We start from the raw sequence: 25,660 nt of genomic DNA, 5'->3' as shown, positions 1-25,660 counted from the left end.
GGCGCCCGAAGCCCCGCTTTCGGTGAACGGGGGCGGACTGTGGCAGAATCGAAGCGCTATTCCGCCCTGGTGTAACGGCAGCACATGGGTTTTTGGTGCCTTTGGTCCGGGTTCGAGTCCTGGGGGCGGAGCAGGAGCGCCCGCTCCTTCCTCCTCGCTCGACGGAAGGCGAACAATGACCGTCCCCGCAGCCGCCATCGTCCTCGCAGCAGGCAAGGGCACCCGAATGCTCTCAGCGGTCCCCAAGGTCGTCCACCCCGTTGCGGGCCTGTCCATGATCGGCCACGCGCTGCGAGCCGCCCAGGGCACCCGTCCCAAGATCCTCGTCGCCGTGGTGCGCCACGAACGCGAACTCGTGGTCGAGGAGATCCGCCGGGTCGCGCCCGACACCTTCATCGCCGATCAGGATGAGATCCCCGGAACCGGCAGGGCCGTCCTGTGCGCCCTCGAAGCCCTCGCCGCCGCGCACGGCCCGATCAACGGCCCCGTCCTCGTCACCTCGGGCGACGTCCCCATGCTCTCGACCGCCACGCTCGAGCGCCTCCTCGACCTCCACGAGGCCGAAGGGCGCGCGGTCACGGTCCTGACCTCGATCGCCCCCGACCCCACCGGCTACGGCCGTATCGTGCGCGCCGAGGACGGGCGCGTCATCAGGATCGTCGAGGAGAAGGACGCCGACGAAGGCGAGCGCGCCATCACCGAGGTCAACGCGGGCGTCTACGCCTTCGATGGGGCTTTCCTCCACGACACCTTGAAGTCGGTCGGAACGGACAACGCCCAGGGCGAGGTCTACCTCACCGACGTGCTCGCGGCCGCCGAACCCGCCGGGCGGACGGCGGGCGCCCTCGTCCTCGCCGATCCCTGGGAGGCGCAGGGCTGCAACGACCGCGTTCAGCTCGCCGAACTCGGAGCCGAGATCAACAAGAGGATCTGCGAGCACCACATGCGCCGGGGGGTGTCCATCGTCGACCCGGCGTCCACCTGGATCGGCATCGACGTCGAGATCGGCGCCGACACGACGATCTGGCCCGGAAGCGTCCTTCGGGGCGCCACGGCCGTCGGGAAGGGGTGTGAGATCGGTCCCGGAACGGTCCTCGATTCGGCGAATGTGGCCGATCGCGCGGTCGTGCGGGGCTCCTGGGCTCTCGGGGGCTCGATTCCAGCCGATACGATGGTCCCACCATTCAGCGTCATCGGGCAGTCCGACAGGGGCTGACCCGCCGGGTTCTCAGGGCAAGGGGAGGAACACCGCATGAGCGGATTGGTCACCAGCGGGGAGAAGAGCCTCGTTCTCGTTTCGGGCAGGGCGCATCTGGAGCTCGCCCAGCGGGTCGGCGAGGAGATCGGCTGCGGTCTCACCCAGACGACCGCCTACGACTTCGCCTCCGGCGAGATCTACGTCCGCTTCGCCGAGTCCGTCCGCGGATCCGACGTCTTCGTCCTCCAGTCGATGACCGGCCCGATCAACAAGTGGCTGATGGAGCAGCTCCTCATGATTGACGCCGCGAAGCGCGCCTCCGCCAAGCGCATCACTGCGGTCTCCCCGTTCTACCCGTACTCGCGCCAGGACAAGAAGCACCAGGGCCGCGAGCCGATCTCCGCCCGTCTCATCGCCGACCTCTACAAGACCGCCGGCGCCGACCGCGTGATGAGCGTCGACCTTCACGCCTCGCAGGAGCAGGGCTTCTTCGACGGCCCCGTCGACCACCTCTTCGCGATGCCCGTCCTCGTCGACTACGTGCGCTCGCGCCTCGACCTGTCGAACACCGTCATGGTCTCGCCCGACGCCGGCCGCATCCGCGTCGCCGAGAAGTGGTCGTCGAAGCTCGGCGGCTGCCCGCTCGCCTTCGTCCACAAGACCCGCGACACGACGCGCCCGAACGTCGCGGTCGCGAACCGCGTCGTCGGCGACGTCGCGGGCAAGCAGTGCGTCCTCGTCGACGACATGATCGACACGGCCGGCACGATCACCGAGGCCGTCAAGGTCCTCAACGCCGCCGGCGCGGAGAAGGTCATCATCGCCGCGACCCACGGCATCCTCTCCGACCCCGCGACCCGTCGCCTCTCCGAGTGCGGCGCCGACGAGGTCGTCATCACGGACACCCTCCCGGTCCCGCCGGAGAAGCGCTTCCCGACCCTCACGATCCTCTCGATCGCCCCGCTCCTCGCCCGCGCGATCCGCGAGGTGTTCGAAGACGGATCGGTCACATCCCTGTTCGACTGACTTCTCGGTTTCCGCCCTCGTCGGGTACCCTCAAGGGGTTGCTCCGGCGAGGGCGGTCCCGTACCGCCGTTATCGACAGGGCCTTCTGGGACGGACGTTCCGCGGGTTCTCGACGCGCCGAAGCGAAGGAACCGATACACCAGGAGGAAACCCCATGAGCGACAACCCCGTTCTTCTCGCCCATACCCGCACCGAGTTCGGCAAGGGCGCCGCCCGCCGCGCCCGCCGCGCGAACCTCGTCCCCGGCGTCGTCTACGGCCACGGCGGCGATCCGCTCCACGTCGACCTGCCCGAGCACGATCTCTTCCTCATCGTCCGCGGCAACAAGAACGCCCTCGTCGAGCTCAAGGTCGACGGCAAGTCGCAGCTCGCCCTCGTCAAGGACGTTCAGCGCCACCCGGTGTCGCGCGCCCTCCTCCACGTCGATCTCCTCGCGGTCAAGGCCGGCGAGAAGGTGGACGTCGAGGTCGCGATCGTCGTCGTCGGCGAGCCCGCCCCGCAGACCCAGTACGCCGTCGAGGAGCACACCGTCCTCGTCAAGGCCCCTGCCACAGAGATCCCCGAGTCGATCGAGGTCGACGTCACCGGCCTCGAGGCCGGCACCGTCGTCCGCGTCTCCGACCTCGTCCTCCCGAAGAACGTCGAGTGCGAGCTCGACCCCGAGCAGGACGTCGTCATCATCTCCGAACTCGCCGCCGAGCCGGAGGAAGAGGAGACCGCGGCGGAGGCCCCCGCGGCCGAGTGATCCTCGTACCCCTTTCCGACGGGCGGGCCGCACTGCGGTCCGCCCGTCGGCGCGCGCGGGGGAGTTCCCCATCGCGCCCGAATCGTTGCGCCGCGGTGCGGCGGGAAGGAGCGCTGTGCGCGCGCTGAGCATCACGGGTTCCGCCGCCGTCGCGTTCTGCCTGGCGGGGTGCGCGTCCGGCGCCCCCACGATCGATGAGGCCGGGGCGGGGCGCCTGTGCGCAGTGTCCTCGGTCGACGGGTGGTCCGAGACGGCGCCCTCCTCCGGATTCGGCGCCGCGTTCGAGAGGACGGCGAAGAAGTCCGGCGCCGCCGTCGCGTACGGCGACGGCGAGAATGGGCTCGCCTCGGTCCTGGCGAAGGGCTGCGACCTCGTCATCGGCGTCGACTCGGGGAGCGCGGAGGCGGTCTCCGCCGGGGCGCGCGAGCACTCCGACGTCGCCTTCGCCCTCGTCGGCGCCTCCTTCGTCGACGAGAAGGGGGAGCCCGCGACCCTGTCGAACGGGCGCGTCATCGACGTGCGCGCCTCCGAGGCGGCCTACCTCGCGGGCATCGCCGCAGCGGGCCAGACGACGACGGGGAGGGTCGGGACGCTCGGCGGATCGGCCGACGCGCTCACGCAGTCGATGATGGACGCCTTCGCCCAGGGAGTCTCCGCCTACGACCTCGCCCACGGCTCCTCCGTTGAGGTCACGGGCTGGGACCTCGTCTCCGCGACGGGGACCCTCGCGGACCCCGCGGGATCGGTCGACGGCGTCGACGCCGCGGCCAAGGGCCTCCTCGATGGGGGCGCCGACATCCTCTTCCCCGTCGCGGGCGCCGCGTCGAGAGGAGCCGCGACCGCCGTCGCGGCGTCCGGCCGCTCGGAGGTCAGGCTCATCTGGGCCGATGCGACCGCCGCCGACCTCGTGAACGCGGGTGCGGGGGCGACTCAGTCCGGTGCGCAGTCGGGCGCCCAATCCGGCGCCTCCGCGTCCCAGTCGGGTGCGGCGACCGCCGAGTCCGGGCAGTCGGAGTCCGGACAGTCCGGCGACTCCGCCCAGTCGGACGACTCCGCCGAATCGGCGGGCGCGACCGCGGCCGCGCCGATGTCGGCTCTGTCCGATACGGCGCTCGGCGCGATCGGCGCCCCCGTCCTCACGGGCGTCGTCATCGACTGGGATCGGATCCTCGCCGACCTCGTCTCCACGTCCACACCCGCCCGCCTCACCTACAGGCTCGGACGCGGAGTCGATCTCGCGGGCTTCGGCGCCTTCGAGCCGATGCTCGCCTCCGACCTCGTCGATCAGCTCGACGCCGCGAGGGCCGACATCGCGGCCGGCGCTCTCGAGATCACGACGCCCTTCGACCTCGAGGAGGGGCGGTGAGCCCCCGGGGCCGCGCGACCGGTCCGCTTCCGGCGGGCGGACGCCCCGCCCCGGCCTCGTACCCGAAGCAGGTCGACCCGACGACCTGCGGCATTGCGACGCTCGCCGTCCTCGCCGCCCGCGCCGACGCCGACCCCGCCTACCTCGGCGAGGACCGCGACTCGGTCGTCCGCACGCAGAAGGAGCTCCACGCGATCGCCGCGCGCGTCGGCGCGCCCTGGCCCCAGGCGCTCGGCACCTCTCCCTGGTCGCTCGCGCGGCTCGCGCGCGTCGCGACCGGGCTGCGCCACCGCATCGTCCTGCGCGGCAAGGATCTGCGACCGAGGATCGATGCGGCCCTCGCCCGCGGGCGCGACGTGCTCGTCTACACCGGCGGCTCGAAGATTCCGCTCTCCGGGCTCGTGCCGCGCCACGTCGTCCTCCTCCTCGCCCACGCGGCCCCGGACGGGCGCTACGCGATCTTCGAGCCCTCCTCCGGGCGGGTCTTCCGCGTCGACCCGGACGACTTCTACGCGGGCGCCGAGGCCGCGAGGCCCGCGCTCGGCCACTGGGACCGCGTGCTCCTCGCGGTCATCCCGGACGCGCCGAGCGACTGAGAGACGCCGCCGCGCTCCCGCGCGAAGGCGCGCCGCAGCTCGCGGCGCGAACGCGAACCGCCCGCCCTCGTCGAGGGCGGGCGGACTCGTGGGAGGACGCCGTCAGTCGCGCGGCCAGACGCGGACGATCCTCTCGACGAGAGACGCGAGCGACTCCTTCGACGAGGCGCCGGCCTCGAGGACCTCGGTGTGCGAGAGCGCCTCGCCCGGGGTCGTCCCCGCGGCGGCGTTCGTGATGAGGGAGAGGGCAAGGACCTCGACGCCCGCCTCGCGCGCGGCGATCGTCTCGAGCGCGGTCGACATTCCGACGAGGTCCGCGCCGAGAACGACGGCCATCCGCACCTCGGCGGGAGTCTCGTACTGGGGACCGGGGAACTGCGCGTAGACCGCCTCCGGGATCGACGGGTCGACGCCGAGGACGAGAGCGCGCAGGGCGGGGGAGTAGGCGTCCGTGAGGTCGACGAAGGTCGCGCCCTCGAGCGGCGTCGACGCCGTGAGATTGAGGTGATCACGGATGAGGGCGACCGATCCGGCGGGGATCGCGGGGTTCGCCGAGCCGCAGCCGTTCGTGAGGATCGCCCGATGGATGCCGAGGGCTGCGGCGACGCGAACCGGGTGGGCGACGGCGGCGGTTCCGAGCCCCTCGTAGAAGTGCGTCCGCGGGAGGGCGAGGGCGCGCAGCGGCTCGCCGTCCTCGTGGGCGAGCTCGAGGAGGGAGATCTCCGAGTGGTGCCCGGCGACCGGGGATGCGTGGAATCCGGGGATCGTCTCGGCGGGCACGGAGCCGACGACGACGCCGACGGAGGCGGCGGCCGCGCCCCAGCCCGAGCCGGGCACGAGGAGGACGTCCGGAACGGCGCCGGCGAGCAGGGGACGAAGGGCGAGGGCGGCCTCGTGGGCGAGCGCCTGGGGTGCGAGCGGGGTCTCGATCATGCCCCCAGGCTATCGCGGGGCGGCTCCCCGGCGCGGACGAGGGGGAGCGCGTATTCTTCGATCCGGAAAGATCGACCTGGACGAGGGGAGCGACGTGACCCGGCCGCTGCGCACCGACGACGTCGTCGATCTCGCGTGCGATCTCATCGACATCCCCTCGGTGAGCGGCGACGAGAGGGCGATCGCGGACGCCGTCGAAGCGGTCCTGCGCTCGGCCCCCCACCTCGAGGTGCATCGCGACGGCGACGCGCTCGTCGCCCGGACCCATCTCGGGCGCCCGCGCCGCGTCCTCGTCGCCGGGCACCTCGACACCGTCCCCATCGCCTCCAACGTCCCCCACGTCCGCGAGACGCGCGACGGCGCCGAATGGATCCGCGGACGCGGATCCGTCGACATGCTCGGAGGAGTCGCCGCCGCCCTCCGCGCCGCTCTCGCGCTCGCCGAGCCGAAGCACGACGTCACCTGGGTCTTCTACGACCACGAGGAAGTCGCGGCGCCCCTCAACGGCCTCGGCAGGATCGGGCGGAACCGGCCCGACCTCCTGAAGGCGGACTTCGCGATCCTCGGCGAGCCGACGAATGCGAGCATCGAGGGCGGCTGCAACGGGACGATCCGCATCATCGCGACGATCCCCGGGCGCGCCGCCCACTCCGCGCGCGCCTGGCACGGCGACAACGCGATCCACAAAGCGGCGCCCGCCATCGAGGCGATCGCCGCCTTCGGGAACCCGGTCGTCGAGGTCGACGGCCTCGAGTTCCGCGAATCCCTCTCCGTCGTGCGGATCGAGGGCGGGGCGGGCAACAACGTCATCCCCGACTCCGTCCGCGTTACCGTCAACTACCGCTTCGCGCCCTCGATGAGCGCGGCCGCGGCGATCGAGCGCGCCTCCTCGTACTTCGAGGGGACCGGCGCGTCGATCGAGATCGACGATGAATCCGAGGGCGCGAGGCCCGGCGCGGACTCGCCGATCGCCCGCGACTTCATCGCGGTGGCCCGCCGACTCGCCGAGGAGGCGGGGGAGGAGTTGAGCGTCTCCGCGAAGTACGGGTGGACCGACGTCGCCCGCTTCTCCGCGCTCGGGATCCCCGCGATCAACTACGGCCCCGGGAACCCCCTCGGCGCCCACACCGATGACGAGGCCGCGCCCGCGGCCCAGATCCGCAGGTGCGCCCAGGCGCTCCTCGACTGGCTCGACGACAAGGAGAATCGATGAACTCCGACCAGGCCCCCCGCAGGACCTACCAGCGCGGCCCGGTCATCCTCCGCGGACGCGCGATTCCGAAGGAGACCTCGGATACGCGGCTCCTGCGCCCCCAGGAGTCGGCCGACTGGCACCACGAGGACCCCTGGCGCGTCCTGCGCATCCAGGCGGAATTCGTCGAAGGATTCGGCGCCCTCTCCGAGGTCGGGGCCGCGGTCTCCGTCTTCGGGTCGGCCCGCACGCCGCAGGACTCCCCCTACTGGGAGAAGGCGCACCGCATCGGCGCGCTCCTCGCCGAGGCCGGAGTCGCCGTCATCACCGGCGGCGGACCGGGCGCGATGGAGGCGGCGAACAAGGGAGCGTGGGACGCGGGCGGCACGTCGATCGGGCTCGGCATCGAGCTCCCTCACGAGCAGTCGATGAACCAGTGGATCAACATCGGCATCAACTTCCGCTACTTCTTCGCCCGCAAGACGATGTTCGTCAAGTACTCGAGCGGTTTCATCGTCATGCCCGGCGGCTTCGGGACGATGGACGAGCTCTTCGAAGCGCTCACCCTCGTCCAGACGACGAAGATCGACTCCTTCCCCATCGTCCTCGTCGGCTCCTCGTACTGGACGGGCCTCCTCGACTGGATCCGCGAGACGATGGTCGCCGAGGGGACCATCTCGCCCGGAGACGTCGATCTGCTGAAGATCGTCGACGATCCGGAGGAGGCGGTCCGGCTCGTCCTGCGCGGCTGAGCGGGGCCCTCGCCGCGCCCTCGGGACCGCTTCCCGTGTCAATCGGCGGCGACACGGCTAAAATGGGCGTGTCACCGCAGCGCGACGCGCGCTCGCGGACCGAGGAGCAAGGAGCGGTACATGGCAGCGATGAAGCCGAGGACCGGCGACGGACCGTTGGAGGCGACCAAGGAGGGGCGCGGCATCGTCATGCGCATCCCGAGCGAGGGCGGTGGCCGTCTCGTCATCGAGCTCACCCCCGACGAGGCCTCCGAGCTCGCGGCCGCGCTCACCGCGGCGGTCTGACCCGACTCGACGTCGACACTGACGGGGGAGCCCCCGCGGATCATCCGCGGGGGCTCCCCCGTACGTCGTGCAGTCGCGCCCCGCTCACCCGCGGGGGAGGGGTTCAGCGCTTGACCGCGACCGCCAGGCCGTCGCCGACCGGCAGGAGCGCCGGGATGAAGTCCGGGGACTCGCCGAGATAGCGGACGACCTCGCGGCAGACGACCGTCTCCGCGTCGCGGCGGGCCGGGTCGGCGACCTGGTCGTGCCAGAGCGCGTGGACGAAGGCGATGAGGCCGCCCGGGCGCAGGACGCGCACCGCGTGGTCGAGGTACTCGGGGGTCTCGGCGATGTCGCCGTCGAGGACCATCATGTCGTAGCCGCGCGCCGCCATCCTCGGGAGGACGTCGAGGGCTCGCCCCGCGATGAGGCGCGTGCGCTGCGAGGAGACGCCGGCGCGCACGAAGGAGCGACGGGCCTGCTTGTGGAACTCGACCTCGGAGTCGATCGACGTGAGGACGCCGTCGGCGGGCATCCCGTCGAGGAGCCAGAGGCCCGAGACCCCGGCGCCCGTCCCCACCTCGAGGACCGCGCGGGCGCCGCAGACGGCGGCGAGCATGCGCAGGGCCGCGCCGGTGCCGGGGGAGACAGGTTCGGCGCCGAGCTCGGCGGCGGCCGCGCGCGCCTCGGCGACGACCTCGCTCTCGGGAACGTAGTCCTCGGCGAACACCCAGGCCTGCGCCTTATCAGCCATCACTGCCTCCGAAACGATCAAGCGGGATACGGGCACAGCCTATCGCCCCCGCGAGGATTCGCGGGGAGCGACGGCCGCAGGCGATCAGTGCGCGACGGGCGAGACGCCGAGCGGACGGCCCGCGAGGCCGCGCTCGACGGTACCGAGGGTTGTCGCGAGTTCTCCGAGCACCTCGGCCGCGGGCCCGTCCTCGAGGGAGACCGGACGGCCGGCGTCCCCGCCCTCGCGCAGAGCGATGTCGAGGGGCACCTGGGCGAGGAGCGGGATCTCGTAGCCGAGCTGCGCCGCGAGGCGCGCGGACACGGACTGGCCGCCGCCCGCGCCGAAGATCTCGAGGCGCGAGCCGTCGGGCTGGGGGAGGTAGGACATGTTCTCGACGACGCCGACGACCTTCTGCTTCGTCTGGGCGGCGATGGAGCCCGCGCGCTCGGCGACCTCGGCGGCCGCGACCTGCGGGGTCGTGACGACGAGGATCTCCGAGTTCGGGAGGAGCTGGGCGATCGAGATCGCGACGTCGCCGGTGCCCGGCGGCATGTCGATGAGGAGGACGTCGAGGTCGCCCCAGAACACGTCGGCGAGGAACTGCTGGAGGGCGCGGTGGAGCATCGGGCCGCGCCAGATCACCGGCTGGCCGTCGGGGACGAACATGCCGATCGACATCACCTTGACGCCGGAGGCCCCGACGGGCGGGATGATCATCCCGTCGATGACCTGCGGCTCGTGCGTCACGCCGAGCATTCGCGGAATCGAGAAGCCGTAGATGTCGGCGTCCATGACGCCGACCTTGAGGCCGGCGGCGGCCATCGCGGCGGCGAGGTTCGCGGTCATCGAGGACTTGCCGACGCCGCCCTTGCCGGAGGTGACGGCGATGACGCGCGTGAGCGAGCCGGGCTGGGCGAAGGGGATCTCCTTCTCAGGGCGACCGCCGTTGAGCTTCTCGCGCAGCGCCTTCTTCTGCTCGTCGCTCATGACGCCCATGTCGACGGCGACGGAGTCCACGCCCTCGAGCTCGCCGAGGACGCGCTTGACGTCGGCGGAGATCGTGTTGCGCAAAGGGCAGCCGACGGTCGTGAGGAGGACCTGGACGGCGACCGCGCCACCGTCGATGGTGACGAGGTCGGGCGACACCATATCGAGGTCGGTGATCGGACGGTGGATTTCGGGATCGATGACGGTGCCGAGGGCGGTCATCACCTGGTCGATTGAAACGGACATGTCCCTCATAGTACGCAAGCCGCGCGCGGGCCTTCGAGGCGGGAGGGCCCGCCTGCACACAAGTGAAGCGAGCGGTGCGCGGCCTCGGAGAATGCCCGCGGAATCCCCTCCGATTCACGAGGGCGGGGCCCCGTCCTCGTCGATGGGAAGTGGCTCAGCGCGCGGGTGTATCGAGCCCGTCGCCCGAGACCTCGTCCTCGCCCGCGACCTCGGAACCGGCGGAGTCGGCGTCGAGGCGCGATTCGGCGCGCAGCTCGGCCCGGATCTCCTCGCGCAGCTCCTCGCGCACGTCCTCGCGGATCTCGGCGCGAAGGTCGGCCCGCAGATCGTCGAGGAGGTCGCGGAGCTCGGAGCGGATGAAGTCCCTCGTGGCGACTTCCTGGACGGAGAGGCGCAGGCTCGCGATCTCGCGGGTGAGGTACTCGGTGTCGGCGAGGTTGCGCTCGGCGCGCTGGCGATCCTGCTGCGCCTGGACGCGGTCACGGTCGTCCTGGCGGTTCTGCGCGAGAAGGATGAGCGGCGCGGAGTACGAGGCCTGCGTGGAGAACGCGAGGTTGAGGAGGATGAAGGGGTAGGGGTCCCACGCGTACTTCTTCGCGACCGCGTAGAGAACGACGTTCGCGGTGATCCACAGGACGACGAAGATCGTCATGTAGAGGATGAAGCGCGGCGAGCCCATGAAGCGGGCGGTCGCCTCCGCGAACTTCCCGAACCCGTCGGAGGACGAGCGGTTGCGGCGGAAGAGGCGGAACTTGTGCTCGCGCGGGGTGTCGAGTCGCTCAGCCATCGATGCTCCTCGCCATCATGCGGTCCGTCACCTCGTCGTCGAAGTCGCGCCAGTCCTCGGGGAGGAGCTCGTCGAGGACGTCGTCGACGGAGACCGCGCCGACGAGGTGCCCGTCGTCGTCGACGACGGGGAGGACGGTGAGGTTGTAGGTCGCGAGGAGCCGCGTCACCGTCGCGACGTGCGCCTGCGGCGAGACCGCCTCGATGTCGTTGTCGAGGATCGTGCCGAGCAGCGTCTGCGGCGGCTCGCGCAGAGCACGCTGGATGTGGACCATCCCGAGGTAGGGGCCGGTCGGCGTCTCCTCGGGCGGGCGGGTGATGAACGCGACCGTCGCGAGCGAGGCGGGAAGGTCGACGCGGCGCACGGACGCGAGCATCTGCGCGACCGTGGCGTCGGGGCCGAAGATCACGGGCTCGGTCGTCATGAGGGAGCCGGCCGTCGACTCCTCGTAGGAGAGGAGCCTGCGGACGTCCTTCGCTTCCTCGGGCTCCATGAGCGCAAGGAGCGCCTGGGCCTGCGCCTCGGGCAGCTCGGAGACGAGGTCCGCGGCGTCGTCGGGCTGCATGACGTCGAGGACGTCGGCGGCGCGCCCGGCCTCCAGGCCCGACACGATCGCGACGCGATCGTCGTCGCCGAGCTCCTCGAGGACGTCGGCGAGGCGCGCATCGGGGAGCTCTTGGGCGATCGCCATCCTCCGGTCGCGCGGGAGGTCGTGGAGGAAATCAGCGAGGTCGGCGGGGCGCATGTCCTCCGTCTGCTCGATGAGCGCGGTCGCCGCCTGGTTGGAGTCGGTCTTCAGCAGGCCGGTGACGTCGCCGACTCCGACGTTGAGGGTCTCGCCCGCCCTCGTGAATCCGAGCGCCGTGACGCGCTGGCGCTGGACGTGCAGCTTCGAGATCACCCAGTCCTTCGGGCGGCGCCGCTCCATCGCGACGTCGAGGATCTTCACCTGGCCCGACCCGTCGTTGAGCGTGACGACCCGGTCGAAGAGCTCGGCGAGGACGAGGGTCTCGACGGGGCGCTGCGTGAAGGAGCGCATGTTGAGGAGGCCCGTCGTGATGACGGAGCCCGCCTCGATCGAGGTGACGCGCGTGAGGGGGAGGAAGACGCGTTTGCGCGGACCGACCTCGACGACGAAGCCGATGACGTTCGCCGTCCCGCCGAGCCGGAAGGTGACGACGACGTCGTGGATCTTCCCGACTTGATCGCCGATCGGGTCGAACACGCCCGTACCGGCGAGTTTGCCGATGTAGACGCGCCTCCCCGAGGTGCGAAGGTCCATCGATGCGCTGCTCACGGGGACAGCCTAGGCCCCGCAGTGGGAGGATGGCAGTCACGGACTCCCCGATGGGTCCGGTTTCACGGAAGGATCCTCATGGCCCCTCGCTCCGGCGCCCAGCACTTCACGATGCCCGTCATGCCCTCGGGCACGGAGATCGCCTCGTACCGCACCTACGCGGAGGCGCAGGGCGCGGTCGACTACCTCTCCGATCAGGAGTTCGACGTCAAGTCGATCACGATCGTCGGCACCGACCTGCACCTCGTCGAACGGGTGACGGGCCGCATGACGATGGGCAGGGCCGCTCTGTCCGGCGCGTCCTCGGGCGCCCTGTGGGGCGCGTTCATGGGCCTCATGATGTCCTTCGCGGCGACGAACCAGTCGGCGATGCTCTGGGTTCTCTTCGGCATCCTCGGCGGCGCGCTCGCGGGCACGGTGATGTCCGGGCTCCTCTACGCGATGACGGGCGGGCAGCGCGACTTCACCTCGCAGTCGCAGGTCGTCGCCTCGCGCTACGCGGTCCTCGCGTCGGCCGACATCGATAAGGCGTTCCAGATGCTCCAGCGCACGCCCGGCAACCAGATGCGCCCGAAGCCGACGCGCGTCCGCCCGGAGAAGGAGGGGCCGACCGAATACGGGTCGCGTCCCGACGAGCGGCCGCGCTTCGGCGTCCGCGTGAGCGACGAGGCCGCGGCCGCGGCGCCAGCCGAGCCGGCGCCCGATACCCCCACCTCGACTGAATCCTCCGACTGACCTGTTTGCCTTGCCGCGCTTCGGCGTTCGCGTGAGCGACGAGGCAAGGGCCGCGGCGCCCGCCGAGCCAGCGCCCGATACCCCCGCCTCGACTGAATCCTCCGACTGACCTGTTTGCCTTGCCGCGCCTCGGCGGCCGGGGCCCCGCCCGCTTCGGCCTGCGCTGCGCGCGGGCCTGTAGACGCCCGGGGCCCACCCGGCCCCGGCAGCCGAGGCGCTGCTCGCTGCGCTGCATTCGCCCGGTTTCCTGACCATCTGTTTGGCCAAGACCGAGTCGTTATGACGTGCTCTCGCGCGCCGGATGAGGTCCGGTGCACCGCAGGCCGGGCCTCGCCCGCTTCGGCCCGCGCTGCGCGCGGGCCTGCAGACGCCCGAGGCCCACCCGGCCCGGCCCGCGGCGCGCGTCCTCATCGCACTGCCCCGCGAAGTCATGCGCCTTCGCTTGCGAGGCCATGCGCCGAGTCCCCTCGGCGCGCGAGAGTGATGCCGCCGGCGGACACGGGAACGAGGGCGCTCCTCGCGCTCCGACTCAAGCTCGTCACCACCACCAACGAAACCATCAGCACCGACCAGCACCTCCCAGCGCTGACCGCCTAACCCCCCTTGTATGCAACCCGAAGGACCGTTACACCACACAAAGGGACTTGACCCCGCCTCGACTTCGCCATGGCGGGCTCAGACGATCCACCCGCAAGTTCGCACACAGTTTTCAGACGGGATGGCGAGACTGACCCTCGCTGAGCTGCGAAGACGTTGACAACCTCCTCCGCGCGCCCCCGGAAATCGCCGAAACTGTGTGCGCTCTTGCGGCTCAAGCAGAGGGGCGGGCTTGTGGCGCTCACCAGAACCAGTCGCGACCCGTGTCGGCCTCCACCGGCGCCTCATCGGCGCCGCTGGCACACGCCTTCTGTTTGCGGTGTCGATGGAGTGGTTGTGGTGCCGACGGAGAGGCCGTTCTGTGTAGTTTCGGCACCACATTTTTCTTTGTGGTGCCGATGGAGTGGTTGCGGTGCCGGGGGAGGAGAGCTCAAGGCGGCCGCTGGTCAAGCCGCGGGGAGTGGTGCAGCTCGGGTTCCTTCGATCTGGTGATGGGGTGGGCGCTGAGGTCGGGGCGGTGTCGGCGTTCACCTCGGTTCCGGTGTCGGGGATGAGGACGACTCCGGCGCTACCGGATGAGGTCCAGGTGACCGGATGAGGTCATGGTTCGGGCCCCGGCCGCCGAGGCGCGACCGGGGCCCGAACGACGTGATCAGTGGGCTTGGGCCTCGGCGATCCATGCCTCGACGTCGGCGATCGTGCGCGGGATGTCCTCAGAGATCCGGGTAACCGTTCCGTCCTCGTTGACGACGACGTCGTCCTCGATGCGGACGCCGATCCCGCGGTACTCGGCGGGGATCGCCTCGTCGTCGGCGCGGAAGTAGAGGCCCGGCTCGATCGTGAAGGTCATGCCCGGCTCGAGGAGCGCGTCCTGGTACATCTCGCGGCGCGCCTGCGCGCAGTCGTGGACGTCGAGCCCCAGGTGGTGGCTGGTGCCGTGCGGCATCCAGCGGCGGTGCTGCTGGCCGGTGGGGGAGAGGGACTCCTCGACCGGGACCGGGAGGAGGCCCCATTCGCGCAGGCGGGTCGCGATGACGACCATCGCGGCGTCGTGGACGTCGCGGAAACGGCAGCCGGGCTCGTTCGCCCGGGCGAGGGCGGCCTCGGCGGCGTCGAGGACGGCCTGGTAGACGCGGGCCTGAACCTCGGTGAAACGGCCGTTGACGGGAAGCGTGCGCGTGATGTCCGCGGTGTAGAGGGAATCGACCTCGACGCCCGCGTCGACGAGGACGAGGTCGCCCTCGTTCACCGGGCCGTCGTTGTCGATCCAGTGGAGCGTGTTCGCGTGATTGCCGGAGGCGGCGATCGTGTCGTAGCCGAGGCCGTTGCCCTCCTCGCGGGCGACGGCGCCGAACGCGCCCTCGATGACGCGCTCGCCGCGGCGGTGGCCGACGGCGCGGGGGAGGGCCCGCAGAATGTCGTCGAATCCGGCGCGCGTCACCTCGACGGCGCGGCGCAGCTCGGCGAGCTCGTACGGGTCCTTGCGCAGGCGGATCTCCGAGAGGCGCTCCTCGAGGGCTTCGTCGGCCTCTCGGGCGTCCTCGCCGACGGGAAGCCCGGCCTCGGTCCGGACCTCGTTCACCATCGCCTCGGCCGAGGCGTCGACCCCGCGGACGACGCGCAGCGACACGGAGCCCGCGTCCTTCGCGAGGGCGTCGCGCAGCGTGTCGATGTGCGCGCAGCGAAGACCGGTCTCCGCGCTCACCTCCTCGAGCGAGGGACGGGCGCCGACCCAGAACTCCCCGTAGTGGGGGTCGGAGTAGAACTCCTGGCTCGAGCGGGAGGCGCGCGGCTTGAAGTAGAGGACGGCCTCGTGGCCGCCGGATTCGCGGGGCTCGAGGACGAGGACGGTGTCGGGCTCGCGCTCGGCGCCCAGGCCCGTGAGGTGCGCGAATGCGGAGTGGGCGCGGAACCGGTAGTTGCAGTCGTTGTTGCGGACCTTGTAGGTGCCGGCCGGGACGACGAGGCGCTCCCCGGCGAAGGGCTCTCCCGCCGCGTCGGCGCGGGCGGGGAGGTAGTCGGCGGCGCCGGAGCGCTCGATCGCAGCGGTGATCCTCGGTCCCCACCCCGATCCCATGAACTCGCGGAAGGCATCGGAGTCGGGGCGGCGGGAACGGCCCTCGCCGCGCTGCGCCATCGACTGGGGGGCGGCTTCTTCTTCGGGTGCGGTGTTCTGAGAATCGGTCATGGCCCCATCATCGCACTCGTTCGAACCATGCCCGCGCCTCGGTCGCGACGGCGGTTCGCCGAGGCGGCTCGACGGGCGCGCGACCGCCGATCCGTGGCGCCGTTGGTCGAAGGTCCTTATGTCCTCATCAGGAGGGCATAAGGACGGGAATGCCGCGATGCGGCCCTCGTCGCAGAAGTGGAGTCGGGCGGCGCCCGCCCGATACCCTCGGGGCATGCGCAGGATCGACCCCCACACCCATTCCGCCTACTCCGACGGCACCGACTCGCCCTCGAAACTCCTCGCGAAGGCGGCGGGCGCGGGGCTCGACATGATCGGCCTCACCGACCACGACACCTTCGCCGGGTGGGAGGAGGCCGCTGCGGCCGTGCCCGGCACCGGCGTCGCCCTCATCCGCGGGGTCGAGATGAGCTGCGCGGCCGACGGGATCACCGTCCATCTCCTCGCGCTCCTCCCGGACCCAGAGGACCCGGGCCTCACGACCTGCTTCGCCAAGACCCGGGAGTCGCGCGAGACGCGGGCCGCCCGCATCGTCGAGAACCTCTCGGCCGACTATCCGATCACCTGGGACGAGGTCCTCGCGAAGGCTCCTGAGGGCGGCCCGATCGGGCGCCCCCACATCGCCGACGCCCTCGTCGACGCGGGCGCCTTCCCGGATCGTTCGGCCGTATTCGCGCAGGTGCTCCACCCGCGCGGGCCCTACTACGTCCATCACTGGGCGCCCGATCCCGTCGATGCCGTCGAACTCGTCCTCGCGGCGGGTGGCGTCCCCGTCCTCGCCCATCCGAAGGCGAGGGCGCGACAGCGCCTGCTCCCCGAATCCGTGATCGCCGACATGACGGACGCCGGGCTCTTCGGCGTCGAACGCGATCATCGCGACCACACCCCCGGGGATCGCGTGGCGGTCGACGCCCTCGCGCGCCGACTCGGTCTGCGGATCTTCGGCTCCTCCGACTACCACGGGACAGGCAAGCCGAACGTCCTCGGGGAGAACCTCACCGATCCCGCCGTCATCGACGAGGTCGAGGCCCTCGGCCGAATGGGGGTCGTCCGCGCGTGATCTCCTCCGTCTTCGACGTCGCGCTCTTCGCGACGACTTTCACCACGCTCATCGTCATCCTCGATCCCTTCGGGACGATTCCCGTCTTCCTCGGCCTCACCGGCCGTATGACGCCGCGCGCCCAAAAGCGCGCCGCCGTCCAGGCGACCGCCGTGTCCTTCGGCGTCATCACGGTGTTCGCCGTGCTCGGCCAGCAGATCCTCCACCTCCTCCAAATCTCGATGGAGGCGCTCAAGCTCTCCGGGGGCGTGCTCCTCTTCCTCGTCGCGATGGAGCTCCTCATGGGCTCGGACAACGAGGAGCCGGATACCGGGGATGAACGGGTCAACGTCGCGCTCGTGCCGCTCGGCACCCCGCTGCTCGCGGGCCCCGGCGCGATCGTCGCCGTCATGGTCTCGGTCGCCCAGGCGCACTCCTCCCTCCCCGGGTGGGTGGGCCTCATCGGAGCGGTGATCCTCGCGCATCTCGTGATGTGGGCAACGATGCACTTCTCCCTCGTCCTCTCGAGGATGCTCGGGCCCGGAGGAATCATGCTGCTGACGAAGATCATGGGCCTCCTCCTCGCCGCGATCGCGACGCAGCTGGTCATGGGCGGGATCTTCGACTTCATCGCCTCGGCGAACGCGGCCGGCTGAGGCCTCGCGGAGTGCGCCGCCCCGGCCTCGTCGATCGACGGGCGCGCGGACCTGCGGGACGGACTTCGAGAAGGAATTCCAAGGACGGAAACGTTTCCGGGATTTCGGGGTACAGTGTGCGCAAGGGGCGGACGGCCGAACACGGTCCGCGCCGCGACGGGGCGAGGGAACGACCCATCGCGCGCGGGTAGGCTGCCCCTGACGGCGCGCCCTCGCCTCGAGGGCGCGCAGAGCACTGCACAACACTGGGAGTACTCATGACGCAGAACCTCCACCAGACCCTGGCGACGCAGGTCCGCGCGGTCTCCGGCCGCCCGGTCGGCAAGTCCACGACGATGGAGCTCTGGCAGGGCCTCTCGGCCGCGGTCGTCGACCGGATCGCGGACCGCTGGGCCGACACGACCGAGACCTACGCGCAGGGCAGGCAGGAGCACTACTTCTCCGCCGAGTTCCTCATGGGACGCGCCCTCCTCAACAACCTCTCGAACCTCGGGCTCGTCGACGAGGCGCGCGCCGCCCTCGCCGAATACGGTCAGGACCTCTCCGTCGTCCTCGAGGAGGAGCCCGACGCGGCCCTCGGCAACGGCGGCCTCGGGCGCCTCGCCGCCTGCTTCCTCGACTCCTGCGCCACCCTCGATCTCCCGGTCGCCGGCTACGGCATCCTCTACCGCTACGGCCTCTTCAAGCAGCTTTTCGACAACGGCTTCCAGACCGAGCACCCCGACCCGTGGATGGAGGAGGGCTACCCCTTCATCATCCGCCGCGAGGAGGAGCAGCGGATCGTCTCCTACGCCGACCTCACCGTCCGTGCGATCCCCTACGACATGCCGATCACCGGCTACGGCACGAAGAACGTCAACACGCTCCGCCTCTGGCGCGCCGAACCCGTCGAGGAATTCGACTACGACGCCTTCAACTCACAGCGCTTCACCGACGCGATCGTCGACCGCGAGCGGACGAACGACATCTCGCGCGTCCTCTACCCGAACGACACGACCTTCGAGGGCAAGGTCCTGCGCGTCCGCCAGCAGTACTTCTTCTGCTCCGCGTCCCTCCAGGCGATCGTCGACAACTACGTCGCCCACCACGGCGAGGACCTCTCCGACTTCGCCGACTACAACGCGATCCAGCTCAACGACACCCACCCGGTCCTCGCGATCCCCGAGCTCATGCGCCTCCTCATGGACGTCCACGGGCTCGGCTGGGAGGACGCCTGGGCAATCGTCACGAAGACCTTCGCGTACACGAACCACACCGTCCTCGCCGAGGCCCTCGAGACCTGGGAGATGACGATCTTCGATCGCCTCTTCCCGCGCATCTCCGAGATCGTCCGCGAGATCGACCGCCGCTTCCGCCTCGACATGGCCGAGCGCGGCCTCGACCAGGCGACGATCGACTACATGGCGCCCGTCTCCGGCAACACCGTCCGCATGGCGTGGATCGCCTGCTACGCCTCGTACTCGATCAACGGCGTCGCCGCCCTCCACACGGAGATCATCAAGCGCGAGACGCTCAAGCAGTGGCACGACATCTGGCCCGAGCGCTTCAACAACAAGACGAACGGCGTCACGCCGCGCCGCTGGCTCAAGCAGTGCAACCCGAGGCTCGCCGCCCTCCTCGACGAGGTCACCGGCTCGGACGCGTGGGTCACCGACCTCTCCGTCCTCGACGATTTCACCGAGGCGTCGACGGACGCGGTCCTCGATGCGCTCGCCGAGATCAAGCACGACAACAAGGTCGACTTCGCCGCCTGGGTGAAGGAGCGCGAGGGCGTCGACATCGATCCCGACGCGATCTTCGACGTCCAGATCAAGAGGCTCCACGAGTACAAGCGCCAGCTCCTCAACGCGCTATACGTCCTCGACCTCTACTTCCGTCTCAAGGACGACCCCTCGCTCGACGTTCCGAAGCGCGTCTTCATCTTCGGCGCGAAGGCCGCCCCCGGCTACATCCGCGCGAAGGGCGTCATCAAGCTCATCAATGCGATCGCCGACCTCGTCAGCTCGGACGAGGACATCGACGGGCGGATCAGGGTCGTCTTCATCCACAACTACAACGTCTCGCCCGCTGAGCACATCATCCCCGCCGCCGACGTCTCCGAGCAGATCTCGACCGCCGGCAAGGAGGCCTCGGGCACGTCGAACATGAAGTTCATGATGAACGGCGCGCTCACGCTCGGCACCCTCGACGGCGCGAACGTCGAGATCCTCGACGCCGTCGGCGACGAGAACGCCTACATCTTCGGCGCCACCGAGGACGAGCTCCCCGAGCTGCGGAAGAACTACGATCCGCGCTGGCACTACGAGAACATCCCCGGCCTCAAGCGCGTCCTCGACGCGCTCGTCGACGGGACCCTCGACGACAACGGCTCGGGCTGGTTCCACGACCTGCGCTGGTCGCTCCTCGAGGCCGGCTACGAGCCCGCCGACGTCTACTACGTCCTCGGCGACTTCGCCTCCTACCGCGAGGCGAAGGACCGCATGGCCGCCGACTACGCCGACGTGCGCGGCTGGGCCCGCAAGGCGTGGGTGAACATCACGAAGTCCGGGCGCTTCTCGTCCGATCGCACGATCCGCGACTACGCGAACGAGGTGTGGAAGCTCGAGGCGACGCCGATCGACTGATCGCGCGCGTCCCCTGGTGGGGGCGCTGTGGAGGGGCGGGCCCATCCGGGTCCGCCCCTCCGCCGTTTTCGGGCGCGTACGCCGTTTTCGGGCACGTGGTGCCCTTTGTGCGCCGGATCGCGCAGTCGCCGTCCCACTCGGCCCGTCGCGCGCGGCCGCGTCCTCGTCGATCGATCGACGAGGACGGGGCGGACGGCCGGAGGGAGGGACGGCGAAACCCCCGACTGTATGAAGGCCTTGACACAGTCGCGCCGGTGTGGCACTGTATGACTGTATTAATACAGTGACACTGAAAGGAGGCGTGATGGGCGTCGACGACTCCCGACCGATCTGGGTCCAACTCGTCTCGGCGTTCCGCACGCGGATCGCCTCGGGCGCCTGGCCGGTGTCCTCGAGGATCCCCAGCGTCCGCGAACTCGCCCTCGCAGAGGGCGTCAACCCCAATACCGTCCAGCGCGCCCTCGGCGAACTCGACCGCGAGGGCCTCACGACCGCCGAACGCGCCCAGGGCCGCTTCGTCACCTCCGACGAGGCCCTCATCGGCGCCGTCCGCCGCGAACTCGCCGTCGGCGCCACCCGGGACCACGCGGCGGCGCTGCGCGGACTCGGCCTCGGCCTCGACGAGGCCACGGCCCTCCTCGAGGGCCACTGGAACGACTCCCACTCCGACTCCGAAGGCGGCGCCGCGACCGGCGCCGACGCCACTGCGCGAGGAGGCGCACGATGACCGATACCGCACCGCTCGTGAGAATCGAGCACCTATCGAAGACCTACGGGCGGACGCCCGCCCTCGCCGACCTCACCCTCGATCTCGTCCCGGGCCGCATCACGGGCCTCGTCGGCGAGAACGGCTGCGGCAAGACGACCCTGCTGAAGATCCTCGCCGGCGTCCTCGCCGAATGGGACGGCCGCGTCGAGATCGACGGGAGAGCCCCCGGCCCGGCGACGAAGGCCGAAGTCGCCTTCCTCCCGAGCGCCGACTTCCTCGACCCCGCGCTCACCCCAGAGAAGGCGATCGCCCTCTACGCGCGATTCTTCGCGGACTTCGACGCCGACAAGGCCCGCGCGACCGTCGAATTCTTCGGCCTGCCCGCCGACAGGAGCCTCAAGGAGATGTCGAAGGGCATGGGGGAGAAGCTCCAGATCGCCCTCGTCATGGCCCGGCGGGCGCGCGTGTACCTCCTCGACGAGCCGATCTCGGGCGTCGACCCGGCCGCGCGCGACGTCATCCTCCAGGGGATGCTCCGCGACTTCGACGAGAACGCCCTCCTGCTCGTCTCCACCCACCTCATCGCCGACGTCGAGCCGATCCTCGACGACGTCGTCATGCTCAAGGCCGGTCGCCTGCTCCTCCGGGGGAACGTCGACGACCTGCGCGACGAGCACGGAATGTCCCTCGACCGCCTCTTCCGGAAGGTGTACCGCTGATGCTCTCCCGACTCTTCGCACAGGAAATCCGCGAGAACGGTCGGCAGGTCGCGACGATCATCGGAGTCTGCCTGCTCGTCGGCGCGGTATCGTTCGGCTTCGCGATGCTCGACCTCCCCGTCTTCTCGGCGCTCGCGCAGTCCGTGGTCGTCCTCGCGTGCATCACGTGCCCGCTCCTCCTCTTCATCGCGCTCGGCGCCTCCTACTGGACGACGATGTACGGGGCGCGCGGCTACTTCACGCACTCGATCCCGGCGCGCGGCCGCGACCACTTCTGGGCGAAGACCCTCTTCGCCTACTGCAGCGGCCTCATCGGCTACCTCGTCGCCGGCGCCGGCATCCTCGCGAATCTCGCGGTGCTGGCCCACCAGCGCGGAACGACCTTCCGGGCGGTGCTCGACGAGGCCCTCTCCGGTCTTGACGGCGCTCCCTCCTGGATCGTCGCCCTCGTCGTCGTCGGACTCCTCGTGTCGGTCGCCAACGTCGTCTTCGGCGCCGCCGCCGTCATGAGCATCGGCGCCGAGGGCCGTTGGAACAGTCATGGGTTCGCCGTCCCCGCCCTCGGGCTCGTCCTCCTCTACGTCGCCGCTCAGATCGCCTCGCTCGTCGGGATCCTCTTCATCCCCGGCGCGATCGACTTCACCACCCGCCGATTCGTCTGGGCGACGATGCTCCCCGATTTCGTCGACGCGGTCCGTACGAACTCCGACCCGCACCTCCTCGGGCTCGGCATGCTCCCGGCGACCCTCCTCCTCACGGCGGGTGTCGTCTGGTGGGGGATCTCCTCCGTCGAGAAGCGGACCTCCTTGCGCTGACGAGGGCGGGGCCGCGGACCCGCTCCGAGCCGCGGAGTCGGTCCCTGCGCCGACCGCGACGAAGCGCCCCTCGGCCGCCGTTCCCGGCGGCCGAGGGGCGCTTCCTGCGATTCGATCAGCGCCGCGCGAGAATCACTCGCCCGAGGACTCTCCGCCCTTGCGACGACGGATGCGCTGACGCGGCGCCTTCGGCGCGGAATCGGCGGCCTGCGAGTGGTTGCCGCGACCTCGCCCGCGGGTGCCTCGATCGGAGCGTCCCTGCTGTCCGGCGCGCATCTCGCGATCGCCGTCCTTCGAGCGACGGTTGCGCTCGGGGGAGTGCGTGCGCCCGCGTCCCCCCTTGCCGGACGCGCGGCCCCGGCCTCGTGAATCCGAATGCGGCGTCGAGCCGCCGAGGTCCTCGAGAACCTCGGCCGACAGGCCCGCGAGCGTCCGCTTCGCCTTCGGGAGGCGGCCCGTCGTCCCGGCCGGGATGTCGAGGTCGGTGTAGAGGTGGGGGGAGGTGTGGTAGGTCTCGAGCGGCTCGGGGACGCCGAGACCGAGCGCCTTGGAGATCAGCGACCAGCGGGGCGTGTCGTCCCAGTCGACGAAGGTGACGGCCGTGCCCGAGTGGCCCGCGCGACCGGTGCGGCCGATGCGGTGGATGTAGATCTTCTCGTCCTCGGGGCACTGGTAGTTGATGACGTGGGTGACGTCGTCGACGTCGATGCCGCGGGCCGCGACGTCGGTCGCGACGAGGACGTCGACCTTGCCCTTGCGGAACGCGCGCAGCGCCTGCTCGCGCGCGCCCTGACCGAGATCGCCGTGGAGGGCGCCGACCGCGAAGCCGCGCTCAGTGAGGTCCTCGCCGAGGCGCGCGGCGGTCCGCTTCGTCCGGCAGAAGATGATCGTGCGACCGCGGCCCTCGGACTGGAGGATGCGGGCGACGACCTCGACCTTGTTCATCGCGTGGACGCGGTAGATCACCTGCTTGACGGAGTTCACCGTCTGGTTCTGATCCTCGGGATCCTGGGCGCGGATGTGAGTGGGGTGCTCCATGAACTTGCGGGCGAGCGCGACGACCGGGCCGGGCATCGTCGCCGAGAAAAGCATCGTGTGCCGGTAGGCGGGGACGCGGGAGAGGAGGGTCTCGACGTCGGGGAGGAAGCCGAGGTCGAGCATCTCGTCGGCCTCGTCGAGGACGACGGTCTCGACGCCGTTGAGGTGGAGGATCCCGCGGCGCAGCAGATCGATGAGGCGGCCCGGCGTGCCGACGACGATGTCCGCGCCCTTCTCGAGCGCCTCGATCTGCGGCTCGAAAGCGACGCCGCCGTAGATGTCGACGATGCGCGTCGAGAGGTACTTCGCGGCGTCGCGGAGGTCCTGGGCGACCTGCTTCGTCAGCTCGCGGGTCGGCAGGACGATGAGCGCCTGCGGCTTGTCCGGGTTGAGGAGCTCGTCGTAGCCCTCCTCGTCCGGGGCGATGACGTCCTCGAGGACGGGGATGCCGAAGCCGAGGGTCTTGCCCGTGCCGGTCTTCGCCTGGCCGATGATGTCGTGCCGGTCGAGGGCCGGGGGGAGCGTGAGCGCCTGGATGGGGAAGGGGTGGGTGATCCCCTTGTCCTCGAGGGCGTCGACGATCGGGTCGGTGACGCCGAAGTCGGCGAAGGTCTTGTGCTCGAGGTCCTCGTCGCCGGTGTCGACGATGTCGGGGGTCGCCTCCGGCTCGGTCGCGACGGGGACGATGTCCCCGAGGCGGACGACGCCCGCGGAGTACTCGACGGTCCGCTTCGCGGCGGGGGCTTCGGCTGTCTGGGTGTTTTCGGGCGCGTCGGCGCCCTCGTGCGTCGTGGTGGTCACGATCCGCCTTTCCTCCCGGGGATCCCGGGTCGGGGGTGGCAGCCGATCGCGCAATATCGGGGCGCGCGCGAGGCGCGAAATTCGCAGTCGTTGCGACCGGTCAGCCGTGGTCGCCCCCCATTGTACGGGCGGCGGCCGCGGCCGGACGAGTCGGGGTGCTCACAGGGGAGGGGACGGCGGGCTCGTTCCGCCGTCCCCTCCCTCGTGCCGCCGGGCCTGTGCGCTCGGCGTTCGTGGCTCAGCTCACGAGGGCGAAGACTCCCCACGTGAGGAGGAAGCCCGTGAGACCGAGGACCGTGGAGAGCACCGTCCACGTCCGCAGGCCGTCCTTCACGGACAGGCCGAGGTACTTCGTGACGATCCAGAATCCGGAGTCGTTGATGTGGGAGAGGCCGAGGCCGCCGAAGCCGATCGCGAGGGTGACGAGCACCATCTGGAGGGGCGAGTATCCGGCGTCGGCGATCGGCTGGGCGAGGAGGCCCGCGCTCGTGAGGATTGCGACGGTCGCCGAGCCCTGGGAGGCGCGAAGGGCGACCGTGATGAGGAATCCGGCGAGAATCAGCGGCATGTGGAGGGCGACGAGTTCCTTCGAGAGGGCGTCGCCGATGCCCGAGGCGACGAGGACGGAGGCGAAGACGCCGCCGGCGCCGGTGACGAACACGATGACCGCGACGTCGGGGAGGGCGGAGTCGATGACGGACCCGCGCTTCTCGAGTCCCCAGCCCTGCTGGTGGCCGACGACGAGGGACGCGACGATGACCGCGACGAGGAGCGCGACGAGCGAGGAGCCGATGAGGCCCATCCAGTTCTTCGCGGCGCCGTCCGCGAGGACCATGTTCGACACCGTGCCCGCCATGATCTGGACGATCGGCAGGAGGATGAGGAGGACGACGAGTCCGGCGGACAGGGCCTTCCGCTCGGGGGCGAGGACGCCGTCGGCGCCCGCGGAGCCGACCGACCCGAGGTGCTGGGTCGCGGGGGACTCGCCGATCTCGAGGTGGTCGACCTTGATGAGCTTCGCGGCGAAGTGGCCGACGAGGGCGGTCGCCGCGCAGATCGGGAGGCCGACGAGGATCATCATGCCGGTGTCGGCGCCGGTGATGCCGGCGGCGGCGACGGGCCCGGGGTGGGGCGGCATCGCGACGTGGACGGTGAGCATGGCGCCGGCGACCGGCAGGCCGATCTTCAGGGGGTTGATGCCTGCGACGCGGGCGAAGCCGAAGACGATCGGCGCGAGGATGATGAAGCCGACGTCGAAGAAGACCGGGATGCCGAGGATGAAGGCAGCCGCGACGACCGCGCCGATGACGCGCTTGTCGCCGAGCTTGCGGGTGAAGGAGCGGGCGAGGGAGTCGGCGCCCCCGGCGGTCTCGATGATCCGGCCGAGCATCGCGCCCAGGCCGACGACGATCATCACCGAGCCGAGGGTCTTGCCCATGCCGTCCTGGAGGGTTGTGACGATCTCCTCGGGCGCGATGCCGGTGACGAGCGCTGTGCCGAGCGACACGAGGAGCATCGCGACGAAGGCCGACATCTTGACGTTGATGACGAGGAGGAGGAGTACGGCGATCGCCGCGACGGCGATCAGGAGGAGGAGTCCGGCGCTCATCGGGG

23 protein-coding genes and 1 tRNA gene are annotated in these 25,660 nt (G+C 70.6%); 16 read left to right on the top strand and 8 right to left on the bottom strand.

Going from position 1 to position 25,660, the window contains the following annotated elements:
• Nucleotides 1-60: 60 nt before the first annotated feature.
• From DY157_RS06700 to DY157_RS06675, 6 genes are all read left to right on the top strand, one after another.
• Nucleotides 61-131 (top strand) — tRNA-Gln (locus DY157_RS06700).
• 44 nt (nucleotides 132-175) lie between these two features.
• Nucleotides 176-1,216, top strand: coding sequence for a bifunctional UDP-N-acetylglucosamine diphosphorylase/glucosamine-1-phosphate N-acetyltransferase GlmU (locus tag DY157_RS06695; protein WP_115727782.1), 1,041 nt, complete (start codon nucleotides 176-178; stop codon nucleotides 1,214-1,216).
• A 36-nt stretch (nucleotides 1,217-1,252) separates the two neighbouring features.
• On the top strand, nucleotides 1,253-2,224 hold the full coding sequence (locus DY157_RS06690) for a ribose-phosphate diphosphokinase (protein WP_115727781.1): 972 nt from the start codon (nucleotides 1,253-1,255) through the stop codon (nucleotides 2,222-2,224).
• Nucleotides 2,225-2,378: 154 nt separating this feature from the next.
• On the top strand, nucleotides 2,379-2,969 hold the full coding sequence (locus DY157_RS06685; RefSeq protein WP_115727780.1) for a 50S ribosomal protein L25/general stress protein Ctc: 591 nt from the start codon (nucleotides 2,379-2,381) through the stop codon (nucleotides 2,967-2,969).
• A 115-nt stretch (nucleotides 2,970-3,084) separates the two neighbouring features.
• Complete coding sequence (locus DY157_RS06680) at nucleotides 3,085-4,335, top strand: BMP family ABC transporter substrate-binding protein (RefSeq protein WP_160159472.1); 1,251 nt, start codon at nucleotides 3,085-3,087, stop codon at nucleotides 4,333-4,335.
• Nucleotides 4,332-4,931, top strand: a complete 600-nt coding sequence (locus tag DY157_RS06675) for a hypothetical protein (RefSeq protein WP_115727778.1) — start codon at nucleotides 4,332-4,334, stop codon at nucleotides 4,929-4,931. Before DY157_RS06680 ends, DY157_RS06675 begins: the two co-directional genes overlap by 4 nt.
• Nucleotides 4,932-5,033: 102 nt before the next feature.
• Here the strand turns inward: DY157_RS06675 and DY157_RS06670 are convergent, their stop codons facing one another.
• Nucleotides 5,034-5,864 carry a purine-nucleoside phosphorylase gene (locus DY157_RS06670; RefSeq protein WP_115727777.1) on the bottom strand — a complete coding sequence of 277 codons (831 nt, stop codon included), beginning with the start codon at nucleotides 5,862-5,864 and terminating at the stop codon, nucleotides 5,034-5,036.
• Nucleotides 5,865-5,958: 94 nt separating this feature from the next.
• On the opposite strand from DY157_RS06670, the gene dapE reads away from it, so the two are divergent.
• The 3 genes from dapE to DY157_RS06655 all read left to right on the top strand — a co-directional run bounded on the left by dapE (nucleotide 5,959) and on the right by DY157_RS06655 (nucleotide 8,093).
• A complete protein-coding gene (dapE, locus tag DY157_RS06665) occupies nucleotides 5,959-7,077 on the top strand; it encodes a succinyl-diaminopimelate desuccinylase (RefSeq protein WP_235827088.1) in 1,119 nt (372 codons plus the stop codon).
• Complete coding sequence (locus tag DY157_RS06660) at nucleotides 7,074-7,808, top strand: LOG family protein (RefSeq protein ID WP_115727775.1); 735 nt, start codon at nucleotides 7,074-7,076, stop codon at nucleotides 7,806-7,808. The genes dapE and DY157_RS06660 overlap by 4 nt, the downstream gene beginning before the upstream one ends.
• 120 nt (nucleotides 7,809-7,928) lie before the next feature.
• Entirely contained in the window at nucleotides 7,929-8,093 is a 165-nt protein-coding gene (locus DY157_RS06655) for a DUF3117 domain-containing protein (RefSeq protein WP_115727774.1), read from the top strand.
• A 103-nt stretch (nucleotides 8,094-8,196) separates the two neighbouring features.
• Here the strand turns inward: DY157_RS06655 and DY157_RS06650 are convergent, their stop codons facing one another.
• The 4 genes from DY157_RS06650 to DY157_RS06635 all read right to left on the bottom strand — a co-directional run bounded on the left by DY157_RS06650 (nucleotide 8,197) and on the right by DY157_RS06635 (nucleotide 12,110).
• Entirely contained in the window at nucleotides 8,197-8,826 is a 630-nt protein-coding gene (locus DY157_RS06650; protein ID WP_115727773.1) for an O-methyltransferase, read from the bottom strand.
• Between the two features lie 84 nt (nucleotides 8,827-8,910).
• On the bottom strand, nucleotides 8,911-10,041 hold the full coding sequence (locus DY157_RS06645; RefSeq protein ID WP_115727772.1) for an Mrp/NBP35 family ATP-binding protein: 1,131 nt from the start codon (nucleotides 10,039-10,041) through the stop codon (nucleotides 8,911-8,913).
• A 154-nt stretch (nucleotides 10,042-10,195) separates the two neighbouring features.
• Nucleotides 10,196-10,828 carry a DUF1003 domain-containing protein gene (locus tag DY157_RS06640; protein WP_115727771.1) on the bottom strand — a complete coding sequence of 211 codons (633 nt, stop codon included), beginning with the start codon at nucleotides 10,826-10,828 and terminating at the stop codon, nucleotides 10,196-10,198.
• Nucleotides 10,821-12,110, bottom strand: a complete 1,290-nt coding sequence (locus DY157_RS06635; RefSeq protein ID WP_115727770.1) for a magnesium transporter MgtE N-terminal domain-containing protein — start codon at nucleotides 12,108-12,110, stop codon at nucleotides 10,821-10,823. The genes DY157_RS06640 and DY157_RS06635 overlap by 8 nt, the downstream gene beginning before the upstream one ends.
• 93 nt (nucleotides 12,111-12,203) lie before the next feature.
• On the opposite strand from DY157_RS06635, the gene DY157_RS06630 reads away from it, so the two are divergent.
• Nucleotides 12,204-12,860 carry a general stress protein gene (locus tag DY157_RS06630; protein ID WP_235827087.1) on the top strand — a complete coding sequence of 219 codons (657 nt, stop codon included), beginning with the start codon at nucleotides 12,204-12,206 and terminating at the stop codon, nucleotides 12,858-12,860.
• A gap of 1,249 nt (nucleotides 12,861-14,109) precedes the next feature.
• Here the strand turns inward: DY157_RS06630 and DY157_RS06625 are convergent.
• The gene (locus tag DY157_RS06625) at nucleotides 14,110-15,645 is read right to left on the bottom strand and encodes an aminopeptidase P family protein (RefSeq protein WP_115727769.1); all 1,536 of its coding nucleotides are present in this window, start codon (nucleotides 15,643-15,645) and stop codon (nucleotides 14,110-14,112) included.
• A 214-nt stretch (nucleotides 15,646-15,859) separates the two neighbouring features.
• Between DY157_RS06625 and DY157_RS06620 the strand changes: the two genes are divergently transcribed.
• From DY157_RS06620 to DY157_RS06595, 6 genes are all read left to right on the top strand, one after another.
• Nucleotides 15,860-16,705: a PHP domain-containing protein gene (locus DY157_RS06620; RefSeq protein ID WP_115727768.1), complete on the top strand. Its 846-nt coding sequence runs from the start codon at nucleotides 15,860-15,862 to the stop codon at nucleotides 16,703-16,705.
• The gene (locus DY157_RS06615; protein ID WP_407923457.1) at nucleotides 16,702-17,340 is read left to right on the top strand and encodes a MarC family protein; all 639 of its coding nucleotides are present in this window, start codon (nucleotides 16,702-16,704) and stop codon (nucleotides 17,338-17,340) included. Before DY157_RS06620 ends, DY157_RS06615 begins: the two co-directional genes overlap by 4 nt.
• 257 nt (nucleotides 17,341-17,597) lie before the next feature.
• Nucleotides 17,598-19,964 (top strand): glycogen/starch/alpha-glucan phosphorylase, encoded by a 2,367-nt coding sequence (locus DY157_RS06610; protein ID WP_115727767.1) that lies wholly within the window; start codon nucleotides 17,598-17,600, stop codon nucleotides 19,962-19,964.
• Nucleotides 19,965-20,268: 304 nt separating this feature from the next.
• Nucleotides 20,269-20,691: a GntR family transcriptional regulator gene (locus tag DY157_RS06605; RefSeq protein WP_115727766.1), complete on the top strand. Its 423-nt coding sequence runs from the start codon at nucleotides 20,269-20,271 to the stop codon at nucleotides 20,689-20,691.
• Nucleotides 20,688-21,392, top strand: coding sequence for an ABC transporter ATP-binding protein (locus tag DY157_RS06600; protein ID WP_115727765.1), 705 nt, complete (start codon nucleotides 20,688-20,690; stop codon nucleotides 21,390-21,392). Before DY157_RS06605 ends, DY157_RS06600 begins: the two co-directional genes overlap by 4 nt.
• On the top strand, nucleotides 21,392-22,207 hold the full coding sequence (locus tag DY157_RS06595; RefSeq protein WP_115727764.1) for a beta-carotene 15,15'-monooxygenase: 816 nt from the start codon (nucleotides 21,392-21,394) through the stop codon (nucleotides 22,205-22,207). The genes DY157_RS06600 and DY157_RS06595 overlap by 1 nt, the downstream gene beginning before the upstream one ends.
• A 132-nt stretch (nucleotides 22,208-22,339) precedes the next feature.
• Here the strand turns inward: DY157_RS06595 and DY157_RS06590 are convergent, their stop codons facing one another.
• The gene (locus tag DY157_RS06590) at nucleotides 22,340-24,046 is read right to left on the bottom strand and encodes a DEAD/DEAH box helicase (protein WP_407923456.1); all 1,707 of its coding nucleotides are present in this window, start codon (nucleotides 24,044-24,046) and stop codon (nucleotides 22,340-22,342) included.
• A 238-nt stretch (nucleotides 24,047-24,284) separates the two neighbouring features.
• Nucleotides 24,285-25,655, bottom strand: coding sequence for a GntP family transporter (locus DY157_RS06585; RefSeq protein WP_115727762.1), 1,371 nt, complete (start codon nucleotides 25,653-25,655; stop codon nucleotides 24,285-24,287).
• Between the last annotated feature and the right edge of the window lie 5 nt (nucleotides 25,656-25,660).

This window comes from Actinomyces culturomici (assembly GCF_900499005.1).
GTDB lineage: Bacteria > Actinomycetota > Actinomycetes > Actinomycetales > Actinomycetaceae > Pauljensenia > Pauljensenia culturomici.
This window is presented reverse-complemented; position numbering and strand designations above follow the sequence as displayed.